Here is a 23,723-nt window from a genome sequence, read left to right as displayed (position 1 = left end):
ACGGTTTTTGAGGTATAGTTTGAACACGCCCAAAGGCGCTGCCACACTGTGCGCAGGTTCAAGAACCGGAAAAACAAATGTTCAAACTATACAGAGCGATCTGGCGTGCCAGTGCCGGGCGTCAGATCATCCTTATTATTTTATCCATAGCCATCGCGGGTCTGGCTGCTGTGCCGCTGGAGTTTCAGCGCGACATCATCAACCACCTGACCGAGGATAACGTCGACACGGATCACCTGATCTATCTCGGAGGCGGCATGATGTCCGTTATCCTGCTGAGTCTTGCTCTGAAATGGTTGCTGGGCTTTCGGGCTGGCACATTGGGCGAAGACATGATCCGCATGATCCGGCAGCGGCTGCTATTGCGCTCATCGGATCTGGGTGAAACGGGCGGGACCGTTCGCAAGGGAACAATGACCACCGCAATCTCGGCCGAAGCCGAAGAGCTGGGCAAATTTGCAGGCGGGGCGTTTTCGGACCCTGTGGTGCAAGTGGGAACTCTGATCAGTGTGATCGGGTATATTTCATCGACGCAGCCGGGACTTGGCCTGATTGCATTTTCGATGATTGTGCCGCAGATCGTCATCGTTCTGATCTCGCAGCGCAAAGTAAACACCTTTGTGGCCGAGCGCGTTCATATCCTGCGCAGCGCGACCGACAAGCTGACGGTCGAAGATATCGACGCCGTCGCACGAGACATCGAAGCGCAGTTCGACGAAATCTTTGAGACACGGCGACGTATGTTTTTGTGGAAACTGTCCGCCAAGTTCCTGCTTAGCGTTATCAACGGCGCGGGCACCGTCGGCGTTCTGATGCTGGGCGGTTATCTCGTTTTACAGGGCAAAACGGATGTGGGCACTGTGGTCGCCGCTACCAGCGGCCTAAGCCGTATCCAAGGACCAACCGCCTTTCTGATCGCGTTCTACCGGCAAGTCAGCGCCAATCGCATCAAGTACGAGTTGATGCTGGAATTGTTCGGCCCCAATCCTGAACAATATCGGAACCCAAGAAGGTTAAGATAAAAAAAGACCGCGCGGCCCCTGCCGTCGCGGTCTTTTTCATTTCCATCAAGGCAACCGTTTAGGCGCGCTCGGAATATTCCATGGTTTCGGTGTTCACGACGATCATCTCATCCTGTCCGATGAACGGCGGCACCATGACCTTAACACCATTGTCCAGAATTGCCGGTTTGAACGAATTCGCAGCGGTCTGACCTTTGACGACCGGCTCGGTCTCGACGATCTTGCAGGTCACTTTCTGGGGCAACGTGGCGTTTAGCGCCTCGGATTCGTAGAACTCGACCACGATGGTCATGCCGTCCTGCAGAAACGGGCGGCGCTCACCCAGCAGCTCGGCAGGCAGTTCGATCTGTTCGTAAGTCTCAGAGTCCATGAACACCAGCATACCGTCAGATTCGTACAGGAACTGCTGGTCCTTCTGCTCTAGCCGCACACGTTCAACTTTATCCGCCGAACGGAACCGTTCGTTCAATTTTGACCCATTCCGCAGGTTGCGCAATTCGACTTGCGCAAAAGCACCGCCTTTTCCGGGCTTTACATGATCGACTTTTACGGCTGCCCACAGACCGTCATTATGCTCAAGCACATTGCCGGGGCGAATTTCGTTCCCATTTATCTTGGGCATGACATAAATCCTTCACAAACGGTTGATGCGTAAGTTGCGCTCCCTATATCTGGCGTGGCTGTACCTGGCAAGACAACGAGACCTTGTGCTGCAGCTGCAGCAAGCCATGCAAATGACGCAACGCAACTATGCATATTAGGTGTATCCGAATCGCACTTAATCGGTCATAAGGACCGTCACGCCGAAAATGCAAGAGCAAGAACAACAAGGAAGACGAGATGAGAGATTTCGTTGACGGCACCGCCTTTAACAATGAGCAAGGCAACCGTGCTCGTAAACTTTTCGCAGCCGTTGTGTTGGCTGCACTGGATGACGCAATCGCCGACGATAAAAAGTACGGCAATGGCCCCGAACAGATCGCTCGGTGGGCCCGCTCGCGCGATGGTCGCGAGGTCCTGTCTTGTGCAGGGATTGACCCGAACGAACGCGTTGTCAGCGGACTGATGGAGTTCGTTGGTCGTGGTGTACGCACCTCGGTCGCCCTGTCTCGCGAAGAGAGCGAGCGTCGCAACGCTGCACAACAGGCAGAAGCAGCCTGATCAAAACTTCTGGTCGAATGAAAAAGCGCGCTCCTGCCACTGGAGCGCGCTTTTCGTTTGCCCCAAGCGTTGCGTCAGAAAAACAGCAACCACTGTCGCGCGACCCAAACCTCGGCGCACAGCATCATGGCAAAGAACACCTTCGCCGACCATGCCATGCCCCGCCGCCACAGTAACAGATAAGACACCGCGCACACTGTCAGTGACACAGGTGCCACCCAATAGGCGTGGTGTGCGCTGTCCCAATAACTGACTGGGCTGTCAAAGACCCACGAGCTGAACGGCCAGAACTGGGGCCGCCCGTCCCCGGCATGCAACAGAAAGTCCAGTAACAGATGCAGCAAGCCAGCCGACGCGCCGACGATCAGCGGCCTGATGCGGAGCCAGCCCCCAGCCAATAGCACCAATCCCCAAACAAAAAATGAGTTGTCGATGGCGAATACGGTCTGCCATTCCGTGGAATAATAAAGCTGACCGAAAACCACCTGCTCAGGAATCCCCAAAACGAACAAAGACACCCCGGCCATCAGGTAAAGCGACACGTCCGGCAGCGCAGAGCCTAGCAAAGCAGCCCACAAAATCCGCCCACGAGGAGGATTGGCAAAGGCAGCAGCCCCGATCAAAAGATGTGCAGGTGTGTTCATCCGGGGCTTTTCCTCAGCCATCAAATCGGGTCATGTGCCCTTCAGGTTATAGGAGACTCGGCATGGTTCGCGCCATCATGATTCAGGGCACCGGCAGCAATGTCGGCAAGTCGGTTCTGGTGGCAGGATTGGCCCGAGCCTTTACGCGGCGCGGCCTGCGTGTCGCACCGTTCAAGCCGCAAAACATGTCAAACAATGCCGCCGTCACCGAAAACGGGGGCGAGATTGGGCGGGCGCAGGCATTGCAGGCCCGCGCCGCCAAACGACCAACGCATACCGACATGAACCCGATTCTGCTGAAACCTGAAACGGATACCGGCGCTCAGGTCATCATACAGGGCCAACGCGCCGGGACGATGAAAGCCGGAGATTACCGCAAGGACAAATCCAAGCTGCTGAGTGCTGCCTTGGAAAGCTTTGACAGGTTGTGCGACGACGCCGATCTGGTCCTGATAGAAGGCGCCGGAAGCCCGGCTGAAACCAACCTGCGCAAAGGCGATATTGCCAACATGGGCTTCGCCTGCGCCACCGGGGTTCCGGTGGTTCTGGTCGGCGACATCCATCGCGGCGGCGTGATAGCCCAGATCGTCGGAACACAGGCCGTGCTTGACGCGGGCGATCTGGCCATGATCCGGGGCTTCGCGGTCAACCGTTTCAAGGGCGATGTTTCGCTGTTTGACGAAGGACGAGATGACATAGCAGCGCGAACCGGATGGCCTTGTCTGGGCGTCGTTCCTTGGTTCCACGATGCGTGGCGTCTTCCAGCCGAAGACATGATGGACATCCGCTCGCATAGCGGTGGGGCCTGTAAAGTCGTGGTCCCGCAACTGGAGAGGATGGCGAATTTCGACGATCTTGACCCCCTGTCCGCCGAACCGGGCATCACTGTAGAGATCGTGCCTGCTGGTCGCGCTCTGCCTGGTGATGCTGATCTGGTGTTGTTGCCGGGCAGCAAATCGACCATAGGCGATCTGGCCTATTTCCGCGCGCAGGGCTGGGATGTGGACCTGTATGCACATGTTCGTCGGGGCGGCCATGTCTTAGGCTTGTGTGGCGGGTATCAAATGCTGGGCAAGACAATCGCAGACCCGGACGGGGTGGATGGTCGCCCGGGGACTGTCGAAGGCTTAGGCCTTTTGGATGTCGACACGGTGATGTCGGGGCAAAAGACGCTCACCCTGCGCAGCGCCCGAACTGTCCCGGGCGGAGAGCCGGTACAGGGTTATGAAATTCACATGGGTAAAACCGAGGGGGCCGATTGCCGACGCGCCTGGTTGGAAATTGGCGGGCGGCCAGAAGGCGCCACCGACAAGACCGGCCGCATTCGTGGCAGCTATTTGCACGGCATCTTCTCTTCTGACGCATTTCGCGCCAGCTACTTGTCACAGCTCGGCGCAGCATCGGATTTAGGCTATGAAGATGGGGTTGAGGACACACTCGACGCGTTGGCGGACCATCTTGAAACGCATATGAACCTGGATCAACTGCTGGACCTTGCAGAGAGTCCTACGCACGGATAAAGGTCAATCCGGCTTGTGTTCGGCAAGCGCCCGATAAATCTCGCGCCGGACCATTTTGCGGACGTTGCGCGTAATCCGCTCACCCAGAACGCCTTGCAGTTCCTCACGCACAACCTGCGCTATCAGGTCACGTAACGCGGCCTCATCAAGGGCGGTTACGTCCCTGGGCTGTTCAGTGGATGATACAGCGGCAGCGGTCACTTCGGGATCGCGAATGAACATTGCCTTCGTTTCGGAAACCTGGGATTCGGCCTCGGGCGCAGAGTCATCATTGTCGGCGCGGACATCTTCCTTGGCGCTGCTTGCTTCCTCATCCGCGCTCCATTCCAGCGACGTCGTGCGCGTGCCGGAATACTCGTCCTCGCTGTCGCCGTCCGGTTCCCACTGATCTTCGGTGCGGGCAATTGCAGCTTCCAGCGCCTCAATCTTCGCGCTCAAACTATCCGCTGGGTCAGTGCTTTGCTGTTCTTCGGCGACAGGTTCGTCACGCTTAACAATGTCGCTGGCACGAAGGACCATTGGCTTGATGGACGCATCCGCGGTGTATTCCGCCTCGTCTTCGTCCTCCGCTGCTTCGCTTACGCGCAAAGCATCCGTTAGGACCAAGCGACCCGGCTTTCTGGACATGGCTGTTGGAACAAGGTCCGGGATCTTGCGGCCTTCTTCACCGACCAGCCGTTTGATAGAGGACAAAACGTCCTCTACGCTCCCATTTACCACCTTGTCCGTCATCTTTTCACTACCACTCTGTCCTCAGAATCGAGTGTAGCCAAACACTTCGGACCTCACAACCGTCAGCTTGGACCCTCAGTCGCGACGCAACGCTTTCAGCACGCGATCCAGATCCTTGCTCTGCTTGCTGACCTGCGCCGGCGCGCGCTTGACCAGGTTGTAGTAGAGCGTCGGGTCATAGATCTGTACAGCAAGACCAAGCCGCTCGGCCGTTAGCAGACCTTGGGCCTGCAGCAAATCATAGGCCGCACGTGATCGCTCTGTGCGTGATCCAACCTCGGTCAACTGCGCGTTCAGCAAGTCCTGCTGAGCGTTCAGAACGTCCAGCGTGGTCCGAGCGCCCAATGTCGCCTCTTCCCGGATACCGTCAAACGCGACCTGCGAGGCGCGAACCTGTTCCGTCGACGCCCTCAGACTTGCGGTTGCGGCCTGAAAACGCGCATAGGCATCTGCCACGCCCTGCGTGATGTCTTTTTGCACGTTCAACAGGTTTGCGCGCGAGGCGTCGCGGGTCGCCATAGACCGACGCACGTTTGCCGCCAGACGGCCACCAGCATAGATCGGCTGGTTGAAGTTCAGCGAAATCGACGCGTCTTCGAGGTTGTCATCATTGTCATAGCTTTCGCGAATACCCGCATCCGCGTTCAGGCTCACGTTCGGGCCAAGGTTGGCACGCTGCTGCTGCACGGCCAGATCAAATGCCCGCACCTCGTGCTGCGCGGCCAGAATTGCGGGGTGGTTCCGCTGAGCGAAGGCGATCGCTTCAGATTCCGAACCAGAAAGGTTCGGCAGGCTGGGTTGGCCCGCTGTCGCTCCCGGCGCCTTGCCCACGGCGTTCACATATTCCGCCTGCGCGCGGCTCAGGTTACCGCGAGCAATGGCAAGTTCCGCCTGAGCACTGGCAAGCTGCGCTTCGGACAGCGCAACGTCGGTTCGTGTGACTTCGCCTACGTCGAAACGATCCTGAGAAGCCCGAAGTTCCTCGGCGGACACATCGACATCGTTAAGCTGAATCTGAACGGTTTCTTCTTGAAGAACGACTTCCAGATACGCATTCACGGCGCGGAACAGGACAAGCTGTTCAATATCAATCAGGTTCTGACGGGTGGACAGAACGATTTCCTGTGCAGACTGTTTGCCCAGAACCGAGAAGCCGCCATCATAAATCAATTGGCTCAGCGTCAGTCCGGTGAAAAAGGACGATGGTTCGTTCCTGACTACGACGTCATCCGTGGTGGAACGCGTGTAATCCTGACTGACCTGCACCGTCCAGTTGATGATCGGCCGCAGCGCAGACAGGGCAATTGCCACATCTTCGTCCGCTGCACGCAGCAGCGCGCGGTTCTGTTCCAGCAATCCGCTTGTGTTATATGCACCAATGAAGGCGTCGGTCAGATTATCTGCCCAAACCGCCCGTCCCGGAACAACGCTGAGTGCGATACCAGCCGTAAGCGCCAAGGCCTTGACCAGCTTACCTCCCGACTTAGAACTCATAACGAAATCCTCTCAAATCAAAATTACGCAGCCCTAGGCGCAGTTTGCGCCTTTGTTTTCAACTAATCAAGGCAGCAGAATAATCTGCCGTAGAATTATAGCGAAAATGCACGATCCGCGGAAAATGCCTGCAATACCGGCGCATTGGCATTAAAAGCATGGCGCCAGGTCACCCGACCTCCGGATTTATGGCCGATGCGGACCGTTCCCAGCTCACCTTCCATGAAAAGGCAAGCAATCCGGCCGTGTTCTTTGAGCTGATCAATAATGGCGTCTGGCACCTGCTCGACCCCGCCCTGGATCATGACCACGTCGTAAGGCCCATGCTCGGTCGCACCTTGCGCCAGCGGTCCGACATGCACGATGGCGTTGTCTGCGTCCGCCTCCATTAGGACAGTCTGAGACTCGGCCGCAAGGTCCTCGTCTTCCTCGACACCGACAACCAATTGCGCCATGCGCGCTGCAACTGCTGTCGAATACCCCATTGCCGAGCCGACATCCAAAACAATTTCATCATTAGAAATGTTCAGCGCATCCAATATCTTAGCCAGGGTCCTAGGCTCTAGCATACAGCGCCCCGCACCCATATCTATCAATCCTTCGACATAAGCCGCCTCGCGCTGGGAATCCGGCACGAAGTTCTCTCGTCTCACGTTCAACATCGCGTCGATAATGGGAAACTTGGTCACATCAGAGGGTCGAATCTGTGTATCAACCATCGTGCGGCGGCGGGCTGCGAAGTCTGTCATTGGATCGCTCGTATCTTTCCCTTGGATGATGCGCTTGTGCCATATCAAGGAGGAACCAGCAACGGCCAGCGCAGAGAACTTTTGCCGCAGAACCAATATTTCCCGCGCACCTACAACCAACCAGAGCGTTCTGCATGAATTTTTGAGGCACCCCTCTGGACGCCCCAGACGAAAGCTGTTAAAACGCCCCCCACACCACAGCAAGTATTTGATTTTACTTGAAAAGGCGAGTTGGCGGAGTGGTGACGCAGCGGATTGCAAATCCGTGTACACCGGTTCGATTCCGGTACTCGCCTCCACTTCAAAACCCCCTATAAAACATAGACTTTTCCGCAACAATCGGCAGAAAAAGCGCGGAACAAACGGGGAATATTTTTCCCTCTGTGACCACCGCAGACCGCCCACAACCACCCTCTCTGCGGAAAGTTTGCGGAATGAGGTGGTGGTCTTTTTTGCCAGCCCTTAAATTCAAAGGACCGGAGCGTTGCGCCGCCCCGGCCCAAATCACAGCCGAAACACTGGAAAGGATTCTGGCCATGAGCACGAAGATTTCTAAACTAAAGGCTGAGGCGCTGAAACACATCGAAGCGGCGCTTGCAGTCAAATTCCGCGATGATGCCCTTCGTGCGGCCCTTCAGGCTGCGTCAGCATTGGCGCAACCTCAGAACGCAGCCGGTCGTTCGCACATAGAGTATGAAAACCTCGCACCAGGTGGAAAGCTGACCTGCAGGGCCAATCCCGGCCTCCTGATGCGCCATGCTAAGCGCAACGGAAAAGTATGGTTCTTCCGCTACCGCGACGAAGCAGGGAAAGAAAAGGAACTGAAGCTGGGCCGGTTTCCTTCTGAACTCTCTGTGGCCGAAGCACGCGTCGAAGCCCAGCGCCTCAGGGAACTGCACAAATCCGGCCAGCCGCTGGCTCACGCCGAACCGGACTCCGTCTACACAATGGAAGAAATCTGCGAGCAGTACATCCAAGAATACGCGCTGGGAATAGACGTCGCCACGAAGGAACTCATCAAACGTTCGGGCAAAGAAGATGCGCGGCTCTTGCGGCGGCATATCATTCCGCACCACGGGCAAACCCTTGCGTCCGAGTTTGACGGAGACACCATCCGCAAAATACTGGCATCCCTCGCGTCAAGCGCGCCCCGTGAAGCGCAGAAGCTACGTGCGGTCTTGTCCACCATGTTCAACGTGGCATCCGGTCGGACAGCAAAGATCGCCTATCCCAACGGCGCGTGGCTCCCGCAGGACCACCACAACCCAACTGATGGGGCGATGGCTCCACAGCATAAGCCCAAGACCTTCTGCCCAGACTCCGATCAGATGAAGGCCTTCATGGGAAGTCTCGACCATGAGGTCTACGGCGAAGCCCTTCGCTTTCAGGCCCTGACCATGACACGCGTGGGCGAAGCCGCCCAAGCGGCGTGGGCAGAGTTCGATCTGAACAATGCCGTATGGCATCTGCCCAGTGCGCGTGCCAAGAACAAGCACGGATACACGATCCAACTGTCCAATCAGTCCGTGGCCCTCCTGAAGCGCATCAAAGACGCTCAGACACTCGATTCCGATTACGTGTTCTCGGCTCCTCACGACAGCTCCCGCCCTGTCGCAAAGGCCAATGTCATTCGGGGGGCATCACGCATTCGCAAGTACGCAGACCTTCCCGATGGCTTCTCCACCCATGCCCTAAGACACGCTGGGCTGACGTGGTTAAAGGAGAATCTCTGTCCACTCGACGTGCGCAATGCCATCACCAACCATCGCACCAAGACACAAAATGAAGTGGTTGATGGTGGCTACACGAAAACGGCAGATTTCAGCGAACTTGCCAAAGACTGGCTGCAACGTTGGGCGGACCACCTTGACGCCCTGCAAGGTCAAAACATCGTGGCCCTTAAGCCCAGCGCCTCTGCATCATAAACTATAGGCAAAGACCCAGTGGGCATCAGTGAACCCGACGGTTCTTGTCTGCCGGTCCAGAGGCGTTTGCCATGAGAGAGGGAACCCTATCCGGGAACCAAAAGGAACCAAGGACGCGGCACCCAAATACTAGCTCCCTCCGCAACTGGAAACACCCACCATTCCAGTTAGGTAACAACCTGTAACCAATTACCTCTAATAAATTTTTCCCTTGCAGCCTGATTCATTCCATACCATGTTAATCGAACATTTTGCGATTGGTGTCGGTCTAGCGCACCGCACTCTAGGCCCTTCCTACCGAGGGTAAAAAGCCGCCCCACCAGAAGCCCGTGGGCGGTAGGTTTCGAACCAAAAGCGCGTCGCAAATCCTGCAAGCCGAGAAGGATTTGACGCATGGACACGACAACCAAGAAATACAACCGCCTGGGACGGGGTAAAAAAGCAACTATCAAAGACATCGGCCCAGCATTCAGCACGGACCAAGATATTTTCGTCCGGGATGCGACGGTGAAGGAAGTCATGGCCGTTCTGGGCTGCGGGCTGACCACGATTTACAACATGATCGCCCGAGGCGATCTGGACGCATACAAAGCTGGAACCGCCACCCGAATCCGCCGCAATTCGCTTAACGCGTTGCGTGACCGGCGCGTGAAAGACGCCAAGTCCCCCTCCGCTGCATAAACGGAGGTCAGGATTGTGGACACAAATGTAGCAGGTGTTGACGCCACAAAATCTCGCGGCGGCAAACACTGGAAGGCCGAAGCCGCGAAGAAAGCCAGGGCGGGCGTTCCGGTATTCCCGATCCTAATCGTACCTGACGGTGGCGGAGGCTGGAACAAAATTCCACTTACCGGGAAAGGGCCGGAATCCGGTAAAGGGGGCCTGCATTTGGCCTCCCTCAACGTGGAAGAGTTCGATTGGTCCCGCGCCAACGGATACGGGATGAAAATGGGTGGCGGGCTTTTCATGCTCGACCCGGACAACCCTGACCCAGAAGGGGAGGCAAAGACTTGGATGCGGGACCGTGGCCTGCTGGATACGCCCACCCGTATCCACAAGACTGTCTCCGACGGCGAGCATTTTTTCTTCCGTGCGCCCGAGGGTTATGAAGGGAAGCTGCCCACCGGTCAGAATATCGTCGCCAAGTTGGACGCCCGTGGCGAAGGGGGATTTGCCGCCTTTGGCGAGGGCTACGAGGTCATTGACGATGTCCCGGCTGCGATACTACCGCCGGAGGTTTGCGACGAACTCATTGCGCGCTACGAGGCCAAGAATCCCGGCAAGGTGGGCCGTGTTTTGGTGCGGTTCCCCCGGCCTTGGGAGAAGCCAGCAGGCGCTGAAGACACCCTCCGGGAACTGCTGGAAGAAGATAGCATGTTGAAACACCGCTGGGAGGGTGGAGAAGAAGGGCTGGATGATACTTCGCGGTCTGGTTTCGATATGTCCATCGCACGGCGTTTGGCAAAGTTCGGATGCACTTATGACTTTTCGGTTTGGGCGTTGATGGAAAAATGCACGGTGGGTACGCAGGATGAACGGCAGATCATGTCCACTGTGGCCAAATGTGAAAGGTCCAGCGGGCGCGAAGACTTCGATGTCATTGACGATCCCAAGTCTTGGGGAACCGGGGAACCGGACGAAAACGCCCAGCCCTCAACGACTGGCCAAGCATCGACTCCGCTGAATCAGGGCGCTGCCCTCGCCCACGCGGTTGCAGGCATTACCGGTCTGGTGGACGCCCTGATGGGCTACACTGAAGATGTGTCTTACCATCCGGGTCGGGATCGTCACATCCTGTCAGCTCTTGTGTCGGTCGCAGCCGCAACCGGTGGGCGAGTCGTGGTGCACCGCCCGTTCTCTCCAATCGCGCTGAACATTCAGGGCGTGCTGATCGCGGATACGGCCCTCGGTAAGGAAAAGGACCGTTCCACGGCCAAGCTGGGGGCTAAGGCGGGTGGTGTTTACCACTGCGATGGTCTCGGCTCCGGTCAGGCACTGCACCGCGTTCTACAGGACAACAACGGCGCGGTGCTATGGCTGAACGATGAATACCATTCGATCGTGCAAGCGGCCTTGGATGGACGCAATGCCAACCCTCACATGAAAACCTTGTCCGACAAGGCGGTGATGTTATACGGCCTACCTTTCAGTGATTTAGGACCTGTTAATGTGAAGTCCGCAAAGGACAGTCTGGCTGCGGTTCCCCACCCGTTTCTCGTGGCATTCCACACTACGCCGAGCATTCGGGTGTTCATGCGGGCTTTTACTTCAGAGCAACTGGAAGATGGTGTTCTAAATCGCCCAATAATCTTGGAATCCGATGATGAAGTGACGCTGCACCCGGAAAGCCACGTAGCGCCCCATCAGGTTCCGCTGAACATTCAGGACGCGTTCCGGTGGATTGCTACGGTGGCGCGGCACACGGGAGCCATGAACCCAATCCCGGTTGGCGATGACGATGCCCTGGTTGCGGAGTCAACTATGTTGCCCACGGTGCGGACCTATGGAGCCGAAACCCAATTCCGCGCGGTTCCGATAGTTCCTACGATTGAGGCTGAAAAGGTCTTGCGAGCGTGGGACGTGGAGACGACAGCACGCAAGGGCGACAAGACGGATGACACTCGCCAGCTTTGGGGTCGGGCTGCGGAAAATGCCGTAAAGGTTGCGGGAGTGGTGGCGCTGGGCGACATCGCCCTGAAAGCACCCATCCGGTTTTCGGGGGAGATCCCTCTTGAGAAGGCACACGCCGAATGGGCGGTGAAATTTGTGAAGCATTGTGTTGAAGCACAGTCACGTGCCGTCCGGTTGCATGTCGCAGACAGTCGGCACGAGGTGGACATCAATCTGGTCATGGGTGCCTTGGTCGGTTTGGGCGGGGAAGCCAAGAAAATGGAGATTACGAACCGGACCTATAAGAAGTTGGACGCCAAGCGCCGGGACGCTGCCCTCCAAATGTTGTGCGAGATGGGTCGGGTACGGTTGGATACGGTGCACACCAAAGGTCGGAAAGGTCAGGTTTACCGGGTGGTGGGCGGAGTCTGAAACCAAATCAAACTTCCTCGGCGCTTCCTCAGCTTCCGGCTGAGAAAGGGTAGCAGCAGATTGAAAATTTCTCAGCTTCCTCAGCCATCAATTGTGCGGAAGTTGATGAGAAAGATTGGCCAAAAAACACGGGAAAATATGTATCCAAATTCTTTCTTCCTCCCCCCCCCTACACCCCTCTCTAATTTTTCTTTTTTGTTATACACTCTGTTGCGTTTTCACGTGTTTTTTGGGGGGTCTTATAGGGGCCTGAGGAAGTCGGCGGAGAAAGGGTTTATGGCCTGTTTTTGGAAACAACTTGGGCAGTTTTGGTTTCTCGGTGCGGGCGTTTTCGGGGGGCGACGGTATCGCGCCCACTCGGGCTGCTTAAGGTAACAGATTGCTTCAAAATTCCCATCCGCCAAAACCGTCACTGTCGGGGTTACAGTCGGCGAACCCGGTTCCCGAATAGGACGGAATCTGAAAAACTGACTCTCCTTACGGACTGGTTTTTAGGTTTTTCGGTATCTGTTTGCATATTCGGTGGGTATAAATGCATAGGGTTGCGCCCCTAAAGCAAAAACCGATTTAAGATTGCACGATATGGACAAAAAACGAGAAATTCTAAACAAGAAGGGCGACCTCAGAGGGGTGAACGCCAGGACGCGCGCGGCATTGGCCAGCAACCGCGCAGCGACCCAGTTCGGTCCCGGAACCAAGCTGACGCTTTGCTCAAAACCTAGCTGCAAGAATGTTGCGTGGTCGAAATCGCCTTCTGGCCGGTGCTACCCGCATTCGCCCGGTAATCTGAAGGGTAAGTTTCCGCCTCGCACACCCGAAGGTCACGCCCAACGAGAGCGGAACCGCGAAGCAAACCGGGTGCGAACGTCTTTGATGGACTGGAACCCGAACCCTCAAGCCATAGACCTCCTGCGCCAGTACGAACACCGTCTGATTCAACCCCGCTCAAATTGGATGCACCTGCACGCCCTCGTGCGGCGTTACACCGAAACAGATGCGGGGCTGATGCCCGCCACCCACTTCCGTGAGCAAGTAGAAGCCCTCTGCCATCGGCAGAACTGAACCCCACCCAAGGCGTAGGCTGGGCAGGAAACCAAAACTCCCAGCCCTTGAGATCGGCACCCAGTTGGCGGCAGATACCTCCTCAAACGCATCACAACGCCCGGTAAACACAGGGCAACGACAGTTTCTGCGGAAAACTCCGCTGCATTGAAACCCGGCCCAGACTAATATTTTAAAATCATATACTTACACACTCGCAACCAACAGTGCCCACGGATGCCCAATCCGTGCAGTTGTGAGACTTATTAAGGCCGTCATGTTGACTTCTATCCCCGCATTGGCGCTAAGTCACTATTTCGTGCGCGACGGTATGGGCCAGACCTGCCTTGCCCGGTTTCCGCAAAGGCTAAACAAACCTCTCCGAAACCATGAGCGACCCCTGGCCACCCCACGAACACGACACACGCACTCTGGCGCGGCCACTGCATAAAATCCCACATGAGATTTTAAAGGAACAGATTGCTCCCAGGCGCTCGCCTTGGTGAACTATCAAAGATACGTCTTGGTCCGTGCATTGACTTGGGCATGACCAAGAACGAGCCTAACTTGGCGCTTCGTCGTGCGAGAGAAGAAGGAGGCTATTAACAACCATGTTTACTTGGACCGATAAAGAACACGATTCAGACTTTACAGTCGAATGGCGCACTGCTTCTGACCATAATGCCCCCGAATTTACCGTGATTGAAACCCCCAAATCAGGCGAGGCGACGAACTCCTATGTCATGCCGTACAATACGCAATATTTCCCAATAAAGGTACGCGTTGGCCGACTGACATTATCGGAACGCGTTTTGATTCCAGAGGGGGCGTTTGCATTACCCGAGAAAGGTGCAAAACTTAGTTTTCATGATGAAACAAGTGAGTGGTACTTGGATTCAGATCGCCAATTAGACCGGTCAGAACAAGAAGAATTTCTTACTAAAACTCCGGCAGCTAGAACTGGGTATATTCATACAAGCGGTACTGCAAAGTTCTACTCTCGCTTATCCGGTGACGCTGAACTAATCGAACCATCCTGTGTTTGCTTTTTGGGGCAAAGCGACCATGAAATCTCCACCGGGTATGCCCAATTCTCGATTAGCAAACATCCTAAGCCTTCAACAATTACTTTTTCTGAGGCGTCGGAACACGGACCGGGGTATTTTTACTTTGATATTGAATTAACCGAAGACGATTTCTGGAAGTTTGCCAATCGTATGGCCGAAGAACGAACGGCTGTCGTCAGCTTTACGGAATACTTTGCCTACCCATTCTTACTTGAAAGGAAAAATGATTATAGGGCGACGGAGAAACTTTATCACGTCCCTTATGAACAACGCGGTTGCTTTCATGACCTGCGGAAGCAACTCAAGGAAAAAGAACCGAGTGTTGAGAAGCACCCACGGGCAGAAATTTCATTCTCTGAGAAGCAAATAGGAAAGGATACTCAGGTGGCGATGGAAGGAACGGCCAGCCATGAAAATGACCTTAATGAAACCATCAAAAACCTTGAGGTAGGACTGAACAGAGCCAACGAAAATCTATGTAATATGAATCGCACAATTATGTTGGGCTTCTTTTTTGGATGCGCTGCAATAATACTCTCTATGCTGTTTCTTTGACCTTCACATCGGATTCAACAGAACCGTATTTTGATTGTACACTAGAAGTTTTCCCGGTGGTCTGAGAACAGCAGGCGACAAGTATCAAACCCGCAACGTACATCTTCGCAGAACAATCGGGTGAAAAATATACGAACACTCGCTTTACAGGGCTGCCCAGGGGCAAACTTGCTGTGTTATCAGGAGTTAACAAACAAGAATGAAGGTGCAACGTGACCGCTGAGCAGCAAATCTGGATGGAAGCCCTGAAACGCGAAAAGAGAAGGGTTGAAGACATACACAAAAAGTCTCTAGAGGAAGGAAGAAAATCTTCTGCGCAGTTTCTACCGGATCGGGTGTCTCAGCCTTGGGTTTGGTCTCGATCTGGACCCGGACCTTTATCAGATTTTGACGATGCTATTTTATTGACTGTCACTAACCTCGATTACGATCTCGATGATCCCGATTTCGTCAAATTCCTCAAAGACGCCGCGCAACTTCATATCTGCCGTGCCCGAACTAGTACTTACTGGAAGCTACTGCAGACAAAATCAGTCTCTCGTGAAGAATTCGATGATCATCCAGAGATACAATTCGCCCAAGAACATCATGGAAAGAGGCGCAAATATGCGAAAGGCGAGTTGGACGGTCTTTGGCGAATTTTCTTGCGTACACGTGTTTATCTGCAAGGTGCTTACGACAGATACCGCAAACGGCAGACAGAGGTCCCAACGATTTCGATCGAATTGAAGGTGGTATGAAAATGAATTTTGTTGCCGTCGACGTAGAAACTGCAAACTGGGACAAGGGTTCAATCTGTCAGATCGGTTGGTCACTCGTGAATGATGGCGATATCATTCAAAATGAATGCCTTCTGATTGATCCTCAGACCTATTTTGACCCGTTTAACGTATCCATCCACGGAATAACCGAAGCCGATGTTGAAGGAGCACCTACCTTCGCGGAGGTGAAACACGCATTTCACAAGGTGATGAACTCAGTACCTGTTATCAGCTATGGTCTGTTCGACCAGGCAGCTTTTGATCTCGCTGACGACAACGATCCAGACACTTCCTTCGTGACCGAAATGCCGTGGGTGAACGGTCAACGCATTGTGCGACGGGCCTGGCCAGAGCACTTCAAGGAAAAGTACAAACTTGGCTTAGTCGCGGACATCTTAGGCCTTGAACTTCAAGCGCATGACGCTGGTAGCGATGCCCAGGTCCTAGCGCAAGCGATCCTGCTTGCGGCGAAAAAGTTGGAAATGAATTTCGATCAATTGCTCAGACGAGCATATCAACCACTTTCCCGGCCACCGAATTACTACCAATTGTTGCAAATGGACGGCGAGGAGGGCGGCCCGCTTTCCGGCGAAATGATCTGCTTTACCGGGACTCTTAGCGTCCTTCGCACTCAAGCCGCAGAATTGGTTAACGGGCTTGGCGCTGGCGTTTGCCCGTCCGTAACAAAAAAGACCACGATACTGGTTGTTGGCACCCAAGACCCGGCAATGGTCGTAGACAATAAAAGCAACAAACATCGCAAGGCAGAGGATTTGATGGAGAAAGGCTTCGGTATTGAGATTTTGTCAGAGGAACAATTCTGGGCAATTCTTGAACACGGAAGACCAAGGCCTGACAGCAGAGATACCAAGCACCCTTAGTTTGTTGATAAGAAAGCATCGAGACGCGCGCAGCAAAGTCGCTTGGACCAAATCAGCGGGTGCGTCAATATAGAACGACCGCGTTCGTCGCTTGCAGGAAAAGCAGGACAAAAATTTTCAGAAGTAAATTAGCAGAGTCGCATTGCTAAAAGGTTTCTCGGGTTCACGCAGCCTTCGACTTCGATCAGCAGATCCTTGCGGCAAATATCTACATTCATGAAAAACAGCTTCTGCCTCTCCAACTTCCATTTCTTCGTAAGAATCTCACTAATCAAAGGATAGTCTGAAGCGTGCCTGAAATAGACCTTTAGGTGATCCATGTCCTCCAACGCAAAGCCCTTTGCGTCGCCAGTCTCGCTTGCGTCAATGGAAGAAAGAATCCTCACAACATTTTCCATCATGATGTCGATCTGCTCTATTAGATTTCCTTCACCAACGGTTTCAGAGCCTCTGATGCTGGCAGTACCTGAAAGGAAAAGACTGGTTCTGAGCGCATCACTCTCGTTCAACTCCTTGAGAACCGTACCTCTGGCAAAGCTGGGGGCTTTGGGGCCATAGCAACTGGGATATTGGTAGGCAGGTGTCTGCAAAGGGTTTTCAATATGTCGGTACTGACAATTTCTTGATGCGACAATATATCCAAGGATGTCTTCAGAGTGCGAACCTATCCCAGTTGCCGCAGGCATTAATTTTTCGCTGAGGTGAAATGCCTCAAACGCTCTAGCCCGACCTACGCAAAACGAGCGGTATCGCTCAATTTCTCCCTCTGGAACCTCGTTGATCCGCGGAATGAAGTTCCAAGACCTAAGTAGAGTGGTGAAACCCGAATCCAGTAAGTACGAAAACAATTCATTGTAGGCATGATTGACTGTTGTCTTGACATTCTCGATCGAGCCTAGCTTACCAAACACAATGACGTCTTCGCCAACGTCTACGTATCGGAGGTCGCTGTTGGATAGGCTTCCGTATTGGATGTTCCCGCCCGACTCTGTCCACCAGTTTTCGCAAACATCAACTCTGTGTGTCGGCGTGCCCATGGCCACGTTCATTTCGCGCTCGTTGATTGGAGAGAAATTTGCAGTGCGGTCGACGTAACGTACTCTGAAAACCGGTGCATCACCCAGGCTTTCCGAGGATTCCGAGTTGCACAAAAAGTAATTTATATCGCTCATTTTCTATCTCTGCAAAGTGGCGGCATAGTGCTGCTACGCGGTTGCTTTCAGTCGTTCTTATTGAAGTCCAGCCGGGTGGTACACTGCATTCGAAATCCGTCAACGGCACCGAAATTATACATTGACTTCTAGAAGCGTACTGACCTTTGATAGACGGTCCAAACGGACATTCACGACGCGCCACCATCGATGCAAATCTGTTGACCCGAAATAAAACCGGCTTCCTCACCAGCCAAAAACTCGATCAACGCCGCCACCTCATTAACCTGCCCCGCTCTATTAACGGGAGTCTGGCTGACAAGCCTTTCATAGTTTTCCAAAGCCGCAGTTTCTTCGGTTTCGATCACGCCCGGAGAAACTACATTTGCAGTAATGCCACGGGACCCGTATTCGTAAGTCAGAGACTTCATCAAAGGCAGAAAACCGCCCTTTGCAGCGGCGTAGTTGGCCTGCCCCCTATTACCCTTTACCCCAGAAAGGGATGAAATAGCGATCACACGACCCCATCGGGACCTAATCATTGGCAAAATCAATGGGCGAAGCGCCGAAAAAAAGGTGTTAAGATTGGTATCAATGACCGAAGTCCAATCGTTCGGAGTCATGGCTGCAAAAGGCATATCCTTCTGTCGTCCTACACAATGGACAAATATCTGCACCGGCTGATCGATGGACAGTTGCGCCAAAGTCTCGGAAGCTGGTTCACCGGCGCACAGGTCAACAGCAATCGCCTCAGCACTTCCACCAGTTTGGTGAATCTGTTCTACGCAAGCCTGCGCTTTGTCCAATCGTGAGTTTGCATGGACAATCACATGCAAGCCGCTGGAGGCCAACCTCTGGCAGATCGCAGCTCCAATTGGACTGGACCCGCCTGTTACCAATGCTCGTTTCAAGACTGGTTTCCTTCCAGTTTCAACAGCGCCCTTCCTGCAAGCAATTCGGTATCTCCGATGCAAACAGAAAATGCGTAGATCGCGCCACCAAGATCATTGTGCAATTGTTCAGCCGATACTTTTAATGAATGACACTCTCGCGACACAACGTCTGAAAATAGACTTACGTTCTGTAGCGCGACCAGCAGTCCCCTATGCTCACCTTGAAACTGATACAGAGACTGATGGGCAGCCGCAGCCTGAGCTCCAAGCTCACACAAGACCGTTGAGTAGAGAACGCCGTTCATCAAAAGCGGAAAACTATCATGATTGTGGTCAATCGCACGGCACTCAATCGAGCGTTCGTCCGCATTAAGAATCTTGTCGATTAAGCGCATACGACCCGAATGCGGCATTTGATTGAGCGCGCGCTGAAAACTCGACATCAGGTAACCTCGACCACTAACGATGCACCCGCATTGAAAGGCAGCGCGACTGGCCCTGATCCAATATCTAACAACCGCTCCAAAATAGGCAACATTGCTAAGGACGGGTTGATATCGTTGGAGTTCGACTGGTTCATGTGCTGCATGTTTGCTCCGGAATGGAACTCGAAATCCAACCTCGCAATTGTTGAATCAGTCGCCAATGGTGACAACGCCAAGGCCACTGCACCCGGCACACTCACATGGTGCGAGGTACACAACGGATACGGCAAAGGAGCATCAAAAAGTACCAGTCCCACAGAAGCCTTTTCGAACTGAACCTGGACCGATGCCTTAAGCAGACTTGCGGCCGCGGTCGCTGCACCCGCACAAATGCTCGTTGCCGCACCTTGTGATTTTCGAACAATTGTCCACTGCCCGGAGGCGGCATTGTGAACAGAATTCTGAAATTTCAGCGGTCGAACAGCCATTTCAGGTCTATTTAACGCGTCCAGAATGCTTTTGAGGGTTTCTCCCTCTCCATATGCCGATCCAAACACCCAAGACGCATCAGACTCCAACGCAGGACTGATCCTCTCAGCCACGGCTATCGCTAGTAGAGTTTGCGGGCTTAGTCTTTTTCGCGAGCGGGGCGAAAGCGAAGCTGGGCTAGGCTGCCAATTTTCCACCGCCTCGGCAAAAAACTCGTGTGGAAGACTTTCCGACAGTCTTTCTCCAACTGCGGATTTCAGCGTATATAGACTAAATCCATTTACAAAGACTGACAGAACGTTCATCGGCTGAGCACCAAAGCACAGTTGTTTCCCCCAAATCCGAACGAGTTGCTCAAAACTGCACGTAGCTCGGCTTCCCGACAGTTTGCCGTGACGTTCTGCATAACCAAGGGGTCCAAATTTTCCAGCCCTATGTTGCCCGGTATCAAGCCCTCTTCGATAGCGATCATGCTGATTATCGCCTCTACTGCACCAGCTGCGCCAAGCGTATGACCCACTGCACCCTTGACCGAAGACGCTGGTACTCCCGGACGAAGCACGGAGCGGATTGCCTGAGCCTCAGCTGGATCATTTACCGATGTGGCTGTCCCATGAAGGTTAACATAGTCAATGTCATCCGCACTAAAGCCTGAAGATTTCAGGGCTTGCGCAATGGCTTTCGCCGCCCCTGCCCCGTCTTCAGGTGGAGTCGACATGTTAGTTCCGTCAGAGCTTTCACCATAGCCACGCAGCCTGATACATTCCTCTGCACCTCGTTCAACAAGCACAAGTCCTGCGGCTTCGCCAATCGAAAGGCCATCACGATTCACGTCACAGGGCTTGCAGGGAGCCCGTGACACGAGTTCAAGGCTTTCAAACCCAGCCAAGGACGTTAGGCACAGGCTGTCTACACCGCCGGTTAGAACCGCATCGCAGATACCCAAATCAATTAACTGGTGGGCGTCGATCACGGCCTTTGCGGACGAAGAACACGCGGTGGAAACAGTGTATACGGGACCTTCAAGCCCAAGGTAACTTTGCAAAAACGCGGCAATCGCGTGTTGGCTGTCATGATGTTCAGGCTGATAGTTTGAAGGCATCGAGGCGCCTTCGGGCAGCTTTCCGTAAACACCTTCTAGGTGCTCCATGCCAGATGTCGATGTTCCTAGAACTATGCCACACCTTGCCACCCCCCATTTTCCTATGGCTTTTTGCACTGCCGCCTCAAATTCGTCGGTTTGAAGGGCTAATAACGCCAAGCGGTTTGCGCGGTTGTCAAAACCTGTGCACTTAGACGGAAATGCCAGCAAGTTCAGCTCGGACACTTCGCCGACAAAGCAATCAAACGGCACATCGAACTCTTTTGGAGCAGCGAGCCCCGTGCGCCCACTGCGAAGGGCTTCTGCATGAGTTTGACGACCGCGACCTAGGCAAGTTACCAAGCTCTGGTGTGTAATACCCGTTCCTTGAGACCAAATCTCGGCTGTCACTGCTCGTCCTCTATTCTTTCCTCGCCAAGGTCAAAATCAGCATCGCCGACAACCCCAAAATAACAGTGGCTCCGATCTGCTGAAGTATCCGAACATCGGAAAGGAACATCACTGTGAAGGCTATCAAAGTTGAGGTCGCGCACAAGCTTACCGCTGAACTTGTCGAATCCACTTCCTCATCATCACACATCGCCTGAAAGAACAGGCTATAATCCACCCCAATTCCTAGGACAAGCGCCAAGGCGACCATATGAAAAATGCTGATTGATCCATAAATTGCGACCAGAATAACAGCCGTGATCACAAGCGTCGCGATTGCCGTCCGCATTATCCGTAAAGCACTCAACCAATTGCTCAAACCTTTCGCCAACAACAAAGTCGCAATTACAAATCCGACCAACAGCCACAATGCCAGTTGGTTCTGCAAATTGGTTATTGCTTGCCGAATAGGTTCGAGCCTGTCCATTAGAACTGCGTTGTTACCACTTGGGTCAAAACTCGGACGTGCAACATTCGTTGGCAAGTAAAGGGGGATTATTTCTCTCCACCCTTCTTCTGTTTGCGAAACCCGACGGGTCAAATGCCTTATCTCAGCATGTTCCGCGAGTTCCTCGGATGATATTCGATCAGCGTTCTGCGCCTCAAGAAATGACTCAACTTGGAAAGTTGAAAACTCGGGAGAGAGACCCGAAGCTTTAAGCGACTTCTCCACAGCGTCTTTATATGTTGCCAAATCCGGCAACCCTTCTGTTTGCGGATCCATAAGATCCGCCAACATATCGTAACCTTGCAAACGTCCTTGTTGTACTGCGGTATCCAGAACTGGCTTGAGCGCAGCTTCAGCCGCCAACAATTCGTTCAAATTCTCCGCAGCTACGTCGATCGCGTACCGTCCTGAAGGTAGCAGAAGAAGCTCGCGCATCTCTTCGATATCGCTTTCTACATGATCTGGCGGCGCAAACAGGGAGATTTCGGCGGGGCCGGACTGAACAAAAATATACCCACAGCCGAGCAGGATTATCATTGCTTCCACTATCGGCTTTCCAGGCAAGTACCAAACAAATCGCGACAAGCGAAATACGTGCAAACGTTTAACTTCGGGCAGATTCAGAAGCGCGGCTGAAATAGCAGAAGCCATCAAACCAGACGAAATGAAGACACCGGTTTGGACAAGCGCTGGAATACCCGAACCAAGCATCGCCAGAAACGCAAGGCTTGTGGTTGCAGCCCCTAAAAACACAAGGCGGATCACGCGCTGCCGTTGCCATCTCGGATGGCTTATAATGTGCATTGGATAGTCCAGCGACAAACCAATCAACGCTCCACCAAATCCTAGTGCAATTACATGAACAAAACCAAAAACGGCCTGAACGACGAAAAGCCCGGTTCCAAAACCGATCGCCATCGGAATAAAGATCAAAACCACGGACACTGATCTCACAGCAAAGACTAGCCACAACACCAATAGGCCAGCCGCAACAGAGGATGCCAAAGCCGAAGCCCGAGCGTTTGCATAGGCTGTCTCGGCGGCAATAAAACGAGTTCCCAGCAAAACCGCACGCGCACCGTGATCCGTCGCTAGGTTCACTATGTCCTTTGCCAACTCACGCGTTTCGTTGGCATCGAACGGGGTGTCCGCATGGGTGACAAATATCAACGACGCCTGTTTGTTTCTAGATTGCCAAATGCCATCCTCAACAAACAACATACGCTTCTTAAACTCGAACCGGGATAGGATTTCATAGTAACTGCCTGTTGGATCCAGCAACAAACGGTCGCCAATAGCGATACCTTCAGTACTATCGAAAACTGCCATTGCCTCGCCAAGGCGCTGGGTCATATTTTCGGGCAGAAACGCTTCGGGCGGTGGCGGTACAATCTGAAACCTTTTGTCCCATAGCCAATCAAGAAACGTTTCACTGGGCGCTTGTGGGCCCACGCTGATCCAGGCGACCCTATCATCCTGCAATAAGGCATCAGCCAACGTTTTTGCCGCTTCGCGCGACTTCGAAACCGTGTCGCTTTTCACGGCGACAATCAGATCAAGGTCCACGTCTGGCGTGATCAGGGTTTCAGAAGATGCTGAGGACAACCCAGAAAGATCTGAGCGCACATCTACGCCTGACCAGATAATGGTCAGAATCAGGCCCAAAGACCACAGGATCAGAGCGACAGGTTTCAATTTTCGCCGAACCGAATTGCTCGGCTTTGAGTATTGGACACAATAAAATCGATACCCAAAAGCTCAGCGCCGCACCCAACAAGAATGATCTGTTGGGTCTGTCCCGGCTGCCGAGAGATCGGAAGTTTCCAACCATCGTCTCTGATCTCAAGTGTACCAACAAGCACGGTGTCACGATGTTGCTGCCCACCCAGTACAATTGCCCTTAGTTGCCTGAGCAGAGGCTGTAATTTTTCGGGGATTGGTCTGTGTTCGTCCGTCCCATTTCGGCGCACCCTGATCCAACCCGGGCCTATCTCTATCTCTTCGCGTTTGGGTACGTCTTGTCGGCGCAACACTGTTTCATCATCTTTAACCAGAAATACGCCGCTGGCCTTCAGCGTGCTGCCAAATGCCTTGTGGGTAATCGCCTCACGGTAAGGCAGAAGCTCCCCGGACAATCGAGGTTCGGCCCTCAAGGCGGCTTGCGCATTGGCAGGCGGCGGTTGCGTGCAAAC

The 23,723-nt window shown here is 53.8% G+C and carries 22 protein-coding genes and 1 tRNA gene; 11 read left to right on the top strand and 12 right to left on the bottom strand.

Going from position 1 to position 23,723, the window contains the following annotated elements; translation table 11 throughout:
- The first annotated feature begins 77 nt into the window (after positions 1–77).
- On the top strand, positions 78–1,022 hold the full coding sequence (locus ACT2B1_RS07505; protein ID WP_171210817.1) for an ABC transporter transmembrane domain-containing protein: 945 nt from the start codon (positions 78–80) through the stop codon (positions 1,020–1,022).
- 58 nt (positions 1,023–1,080) lie between these two features.
- Here ACT2B1_RS07505 and efp read toward each other — a convergent pair whose 3' ends face one another.
- The gene (efp, locus tag ACT2B1_RS07500) at positions 1,081–1,644 is read right to left on the bottom strand and encodes an elongation factor P (RefSeq protein ID WP_170325421.1); all 564 of its coding nucleotides are present in this window, start codon (positions 1,642–1,644) and stop codon (positions 1,081–1,083) included.
- A gap of 218 nt (positions 1,645–1,862) precedes the next feature.
- On the opposite strand from efp, the gene ACT2B1_RS07495 reads away from it, so the two are divergent.
- Complete coding sequence (locus ACT2B1_RS07495; RefSeq protein WP_037310273.1) at positions 1,863–2,183, top strand: DUF6280 family protein; 321 nt, start codon at positions 1,863–1,865, stop codon at positions 2,181–2,183.
- A 74-nt stretch (positions 2,184–2,257) separates the two neighbouring features.
- On the opposite strand, the gene ACT2B1_RS07490 is transcribed toward ACT2B1_RS07495, so the two are convergent.
- Entirely contained in the window at positions 2,258–2,827 is a 570-nt protein-coding gene (locus tag ACT2B1_RS07490; protein WP_481668881.1) for a cobalamin biosynthesis protein CobQ, read from the bottom strand.
- Between the two features lie 62 nt (positions 2,828–2,889).
- Between ACT2B1_RS07490 and ACT2B1_RS07485 the strand changes: the two genes are divergently transcribed.
- Positions 2,890–4,347 carry a cobyric acid synthase gene (locus ACT2B1_RS07485; protein ID WP_481668880.1) on the top strand — a complete coding sequence of 486 codons (1,458 nt, stop codon included), beginning with the start codon at positions 2,890–2,892 and terminating at the stop codon, positions 4,345–4,347.
- 3 nt (positions 4,348–4,350) lie between these two features.
- Here the strand turns inward: ACT2B1_RS07485 and ACT2B1_RS07480 are convergent, their stop codons facing one another.
- From ACT2B1_RS07480 to ACT2B1_RS07470, 3 genes are all read right to left on the bottom strand, one after another.
- On the bottom strand, positions 4,351–5,079 hold the full coding sequence (locus ACT2B1_RS07480; RefSeq protein WP_171240071.1) for a hypothetical protein: 729 nt from the start codon (positions 5,077–5,079) through the stop codon (positions 4,351–4,353).
- Positions 5,080–5,154: 75 nt separating this feature from the next.
- Positions 5,155–6,573: a TolC family outer membrane protein gene (locus tag ACT2B1_RS07475; protein ID WP_171122054.1), complete on the bottom strand. Its 1,419-nt coding sequence runs from the start codon at positions 6,571–6,573 to the stop codon at positions 5,155–5,157.
- Between the two features lie 95 nt (positions 6,574–6,668).
- The gene (locus ACT2B1_RS07470) at positions 6,669–7,322 is read right to left on the bottom strand and encodes a protein-L-isoaspartate O-methyltransferase family protein (protein ID WP_171240070.1); all 654 of its coding nucleotides are present in this window, start codon (positions 7,320–7,322) and stop codon (positions 6,669–6,671) included.
- A gap of 225 nt (positions 7,323–7,547) precedes the next feature.
- On the opposite strand from ACT2B1_RS07470, the gene ACT2B1_RS07465 reads away from it, so the two are divergent.
- The 8 genes from ACT2B1_RS07465 (at position 7,548) to ACT2B1_RS07430 (ending at position 16,594) form a co-directional block, all read left to right on the top strand.
- Positions 7,548–7,621, top strand: a tRNA-Cys gene (locus ACT2B1_RS07465).
- 237 nt (positions 7,622–7,858) lie between these two features.
- Positions 7,859–9,247: a tyrosine-type recombinase/integrase gene (locus tag ACT2B1_RS07460; protein WP_481668879.1), complete on the top strand. Its 1,389-nt coding sequence runs from the start codon at positions 7,859–7,861 to the stop codon at positions 9,245–9,247.
- A gap of 393 nt (positions 9,248–9,640) precedes the next feature.
- A complete protein-coding gene (locus ACT2B1_RS07455) occupies positions 9,641–9,928 on the top strand; it encodes a helix-turn-helix domain-containing protein (protein WP_481668878.1) in 288 nt (95 codons plus the stop codon).
- A 15-nt stretch (positions 9,929–9,943) separates the two neighbouring features.
- Positions 9,944–12,289 carry a bifunctional DNA primase/polymerase gene (locus ACT2B1_RS07450; RefSeq protein ID WP_481668877.1) on the top strand — a complete coding sequence of 782 codons (2,346 nt, stop codon included), beginning with the start codon at positions 9,944–9,946 and terminating at the stop codon, positions 12,287–12,289.
- 582 nt (positions 12,290–12,871) lie between these two features.
- The gene (locus tag ACT2B1_RS07445) at positions 12,872–13,351 is read left to right on the top strand and encodes a hypothetical protein (RefSeq protein WP_481668876.1); all 480 of its coding nucleotides are present in this window, start codon (positions 12,872–12,874) and stop codon (positions 13,349–13,351) included.
- Positions 13,352–13,941: 590 nt separating this feature from the next.
- Positions 13,942–14,952 (top strand): hypothetical protein, encoded by a 1,011-nt coding sequence (locus ACT2B1_RS07440; protein ID WP_481668875.1) that lies wholly within the window; start codon positions 13,942–13,944, stop codon positions 14,950–14,952.
- A gap of 212 nt (positions 14,953–15,164) precedes the next feature.
- Positions 15,165–15,692 (top strand): hypothetical protein, encoded by a 528-nt coding sequence (locus ACT2B1_RS07435; protein ID WP_481668874.1) that lies wholly within the window; start codon positions 15,165–15,167, stop codon positions 15,690–15,692.
- A gap of 2 nt (positions 15,693–15,694) precedes the next feature.
- The gene (locus ACT2B1_RS07430; RefSeq protein WP_481668873.1) at positions 15,695–16,594 is read left to right on the top strand and encodes an exonuclease domain-containing protein; all 900 of its coding nucleotides are present in this window, start codon (positions 15,695–15,697) and stop codon (positions 16,592–16,594) included.
- 128 nt (positions 16,595–16,722) lie between these two features.
- On the opposite strand, the gene ACT2B1_RS07425 is transcribed toward ACT2B1_RS07430, so the two are convergent.
- From ACT2B1_RS07425 to ACT2B1_RS07395, 7 genes are all read right to left on the bottom strand, one after another.
- On the bottom strand, positions 16,723–17,766 hold the full coding sequence (locus tag ACT2B1_RS07425) for a chorismate transformation FkbO/Hyg5 family protein (protein WP_481668872.1): 1,044 nt from the start codon (positions 17,764–17,766) through the stop codon (positions 16,723–16,725).
- Positions 17,767–17,936: 170 nt separating this feature from the next.
- Positions 17,937–18,656, bottom strand: coding sequence for an SDR family oxidoreductase (locus tag ACT2B1_RS07420; protein WP_481668871.1), 720 nt, complete (start codon positions 18,654–18,656; stop codon positions 17,937–17,939).
- Complete coding sequence (locus tag ACT2B1_RS07415) at positions 18,653–19,081, bottom strand: hotdog family protein (protein ID WP_481668870.1); 429 nt, start codon at positions 19,079–19,081, stop codon at positions 18,653–18,655. Before ACT2B1_RS07415 ends, ACT2B1_RS07420 begins: the two co-directional genes overlap by 4 nt.
- Positions 19,081–19,857: a beta-ketoacyl synthase chain length factor gene (locus tag ACT2B1_RS07410; protein WP_481668869.1), complete on the bottom strand. Its 777-nt coding sequence runs from the start codon at positions 19,855–19,857 to the stop codon at positions 19,081–19,083. The genes ACT2B1_RS07415 and ACT2B1_RS07410 overlap by 1 nt, the downstream gene beginning before the upstream one ends.
- A complete protein-coding gene (locus ACT2B1_RS07405; RefSeq protein ID WP_481668868.1) occupies positions 19,854–21,044 on the bottom strand; it encodes a beta-ketoacyl-ACP synthase in 1,191 nt (396 codons plus the stop codon). Before ACT2B1_RS07405 ends, ACT2B1_RS07410 begins: the two co-directional genes overlap by 4 nt.
- A 10-nt stretch (positions 21,045–21,054) precedes the next feature.
- Positions 21,055–23,226 carry an MMPL family transporter gene (locus ACT2B1_RS07400; RefSeq protein ID WP_481668867.1) on the bottom strand — a complete coding sequence of 724 codons (2,172 nt, stop codon included), beginning with the start codon at positions 23,224–23,226 and terminating at the stop codon, positions 21,055–21,057.
- Positions 23,223–23,666, bottom strand: coding sequence for a hypothetical protein (locus ACT2B1_RS07395; RefSeq protein WP_481668866.1), 444 nt, complete (start codon positions 23,664–23,666; stop codon positions 23,223–23,225). Before ACT2B1_RS07395 ends, ACT2B1_RS07400 begins: the two co-directional genes overlap by 4 nt.
- Positions 23,667–23,723: the final 57 nt, after the last annotated feature.

This window comes from Ruegeria sp. S263, from assembly GCF_056780525.1.
The sequence above is the reverse complement of the archived record's forward strand: the minus strand, read 5'-3'. Positions and strand labels throughout refer to the sequence as shown.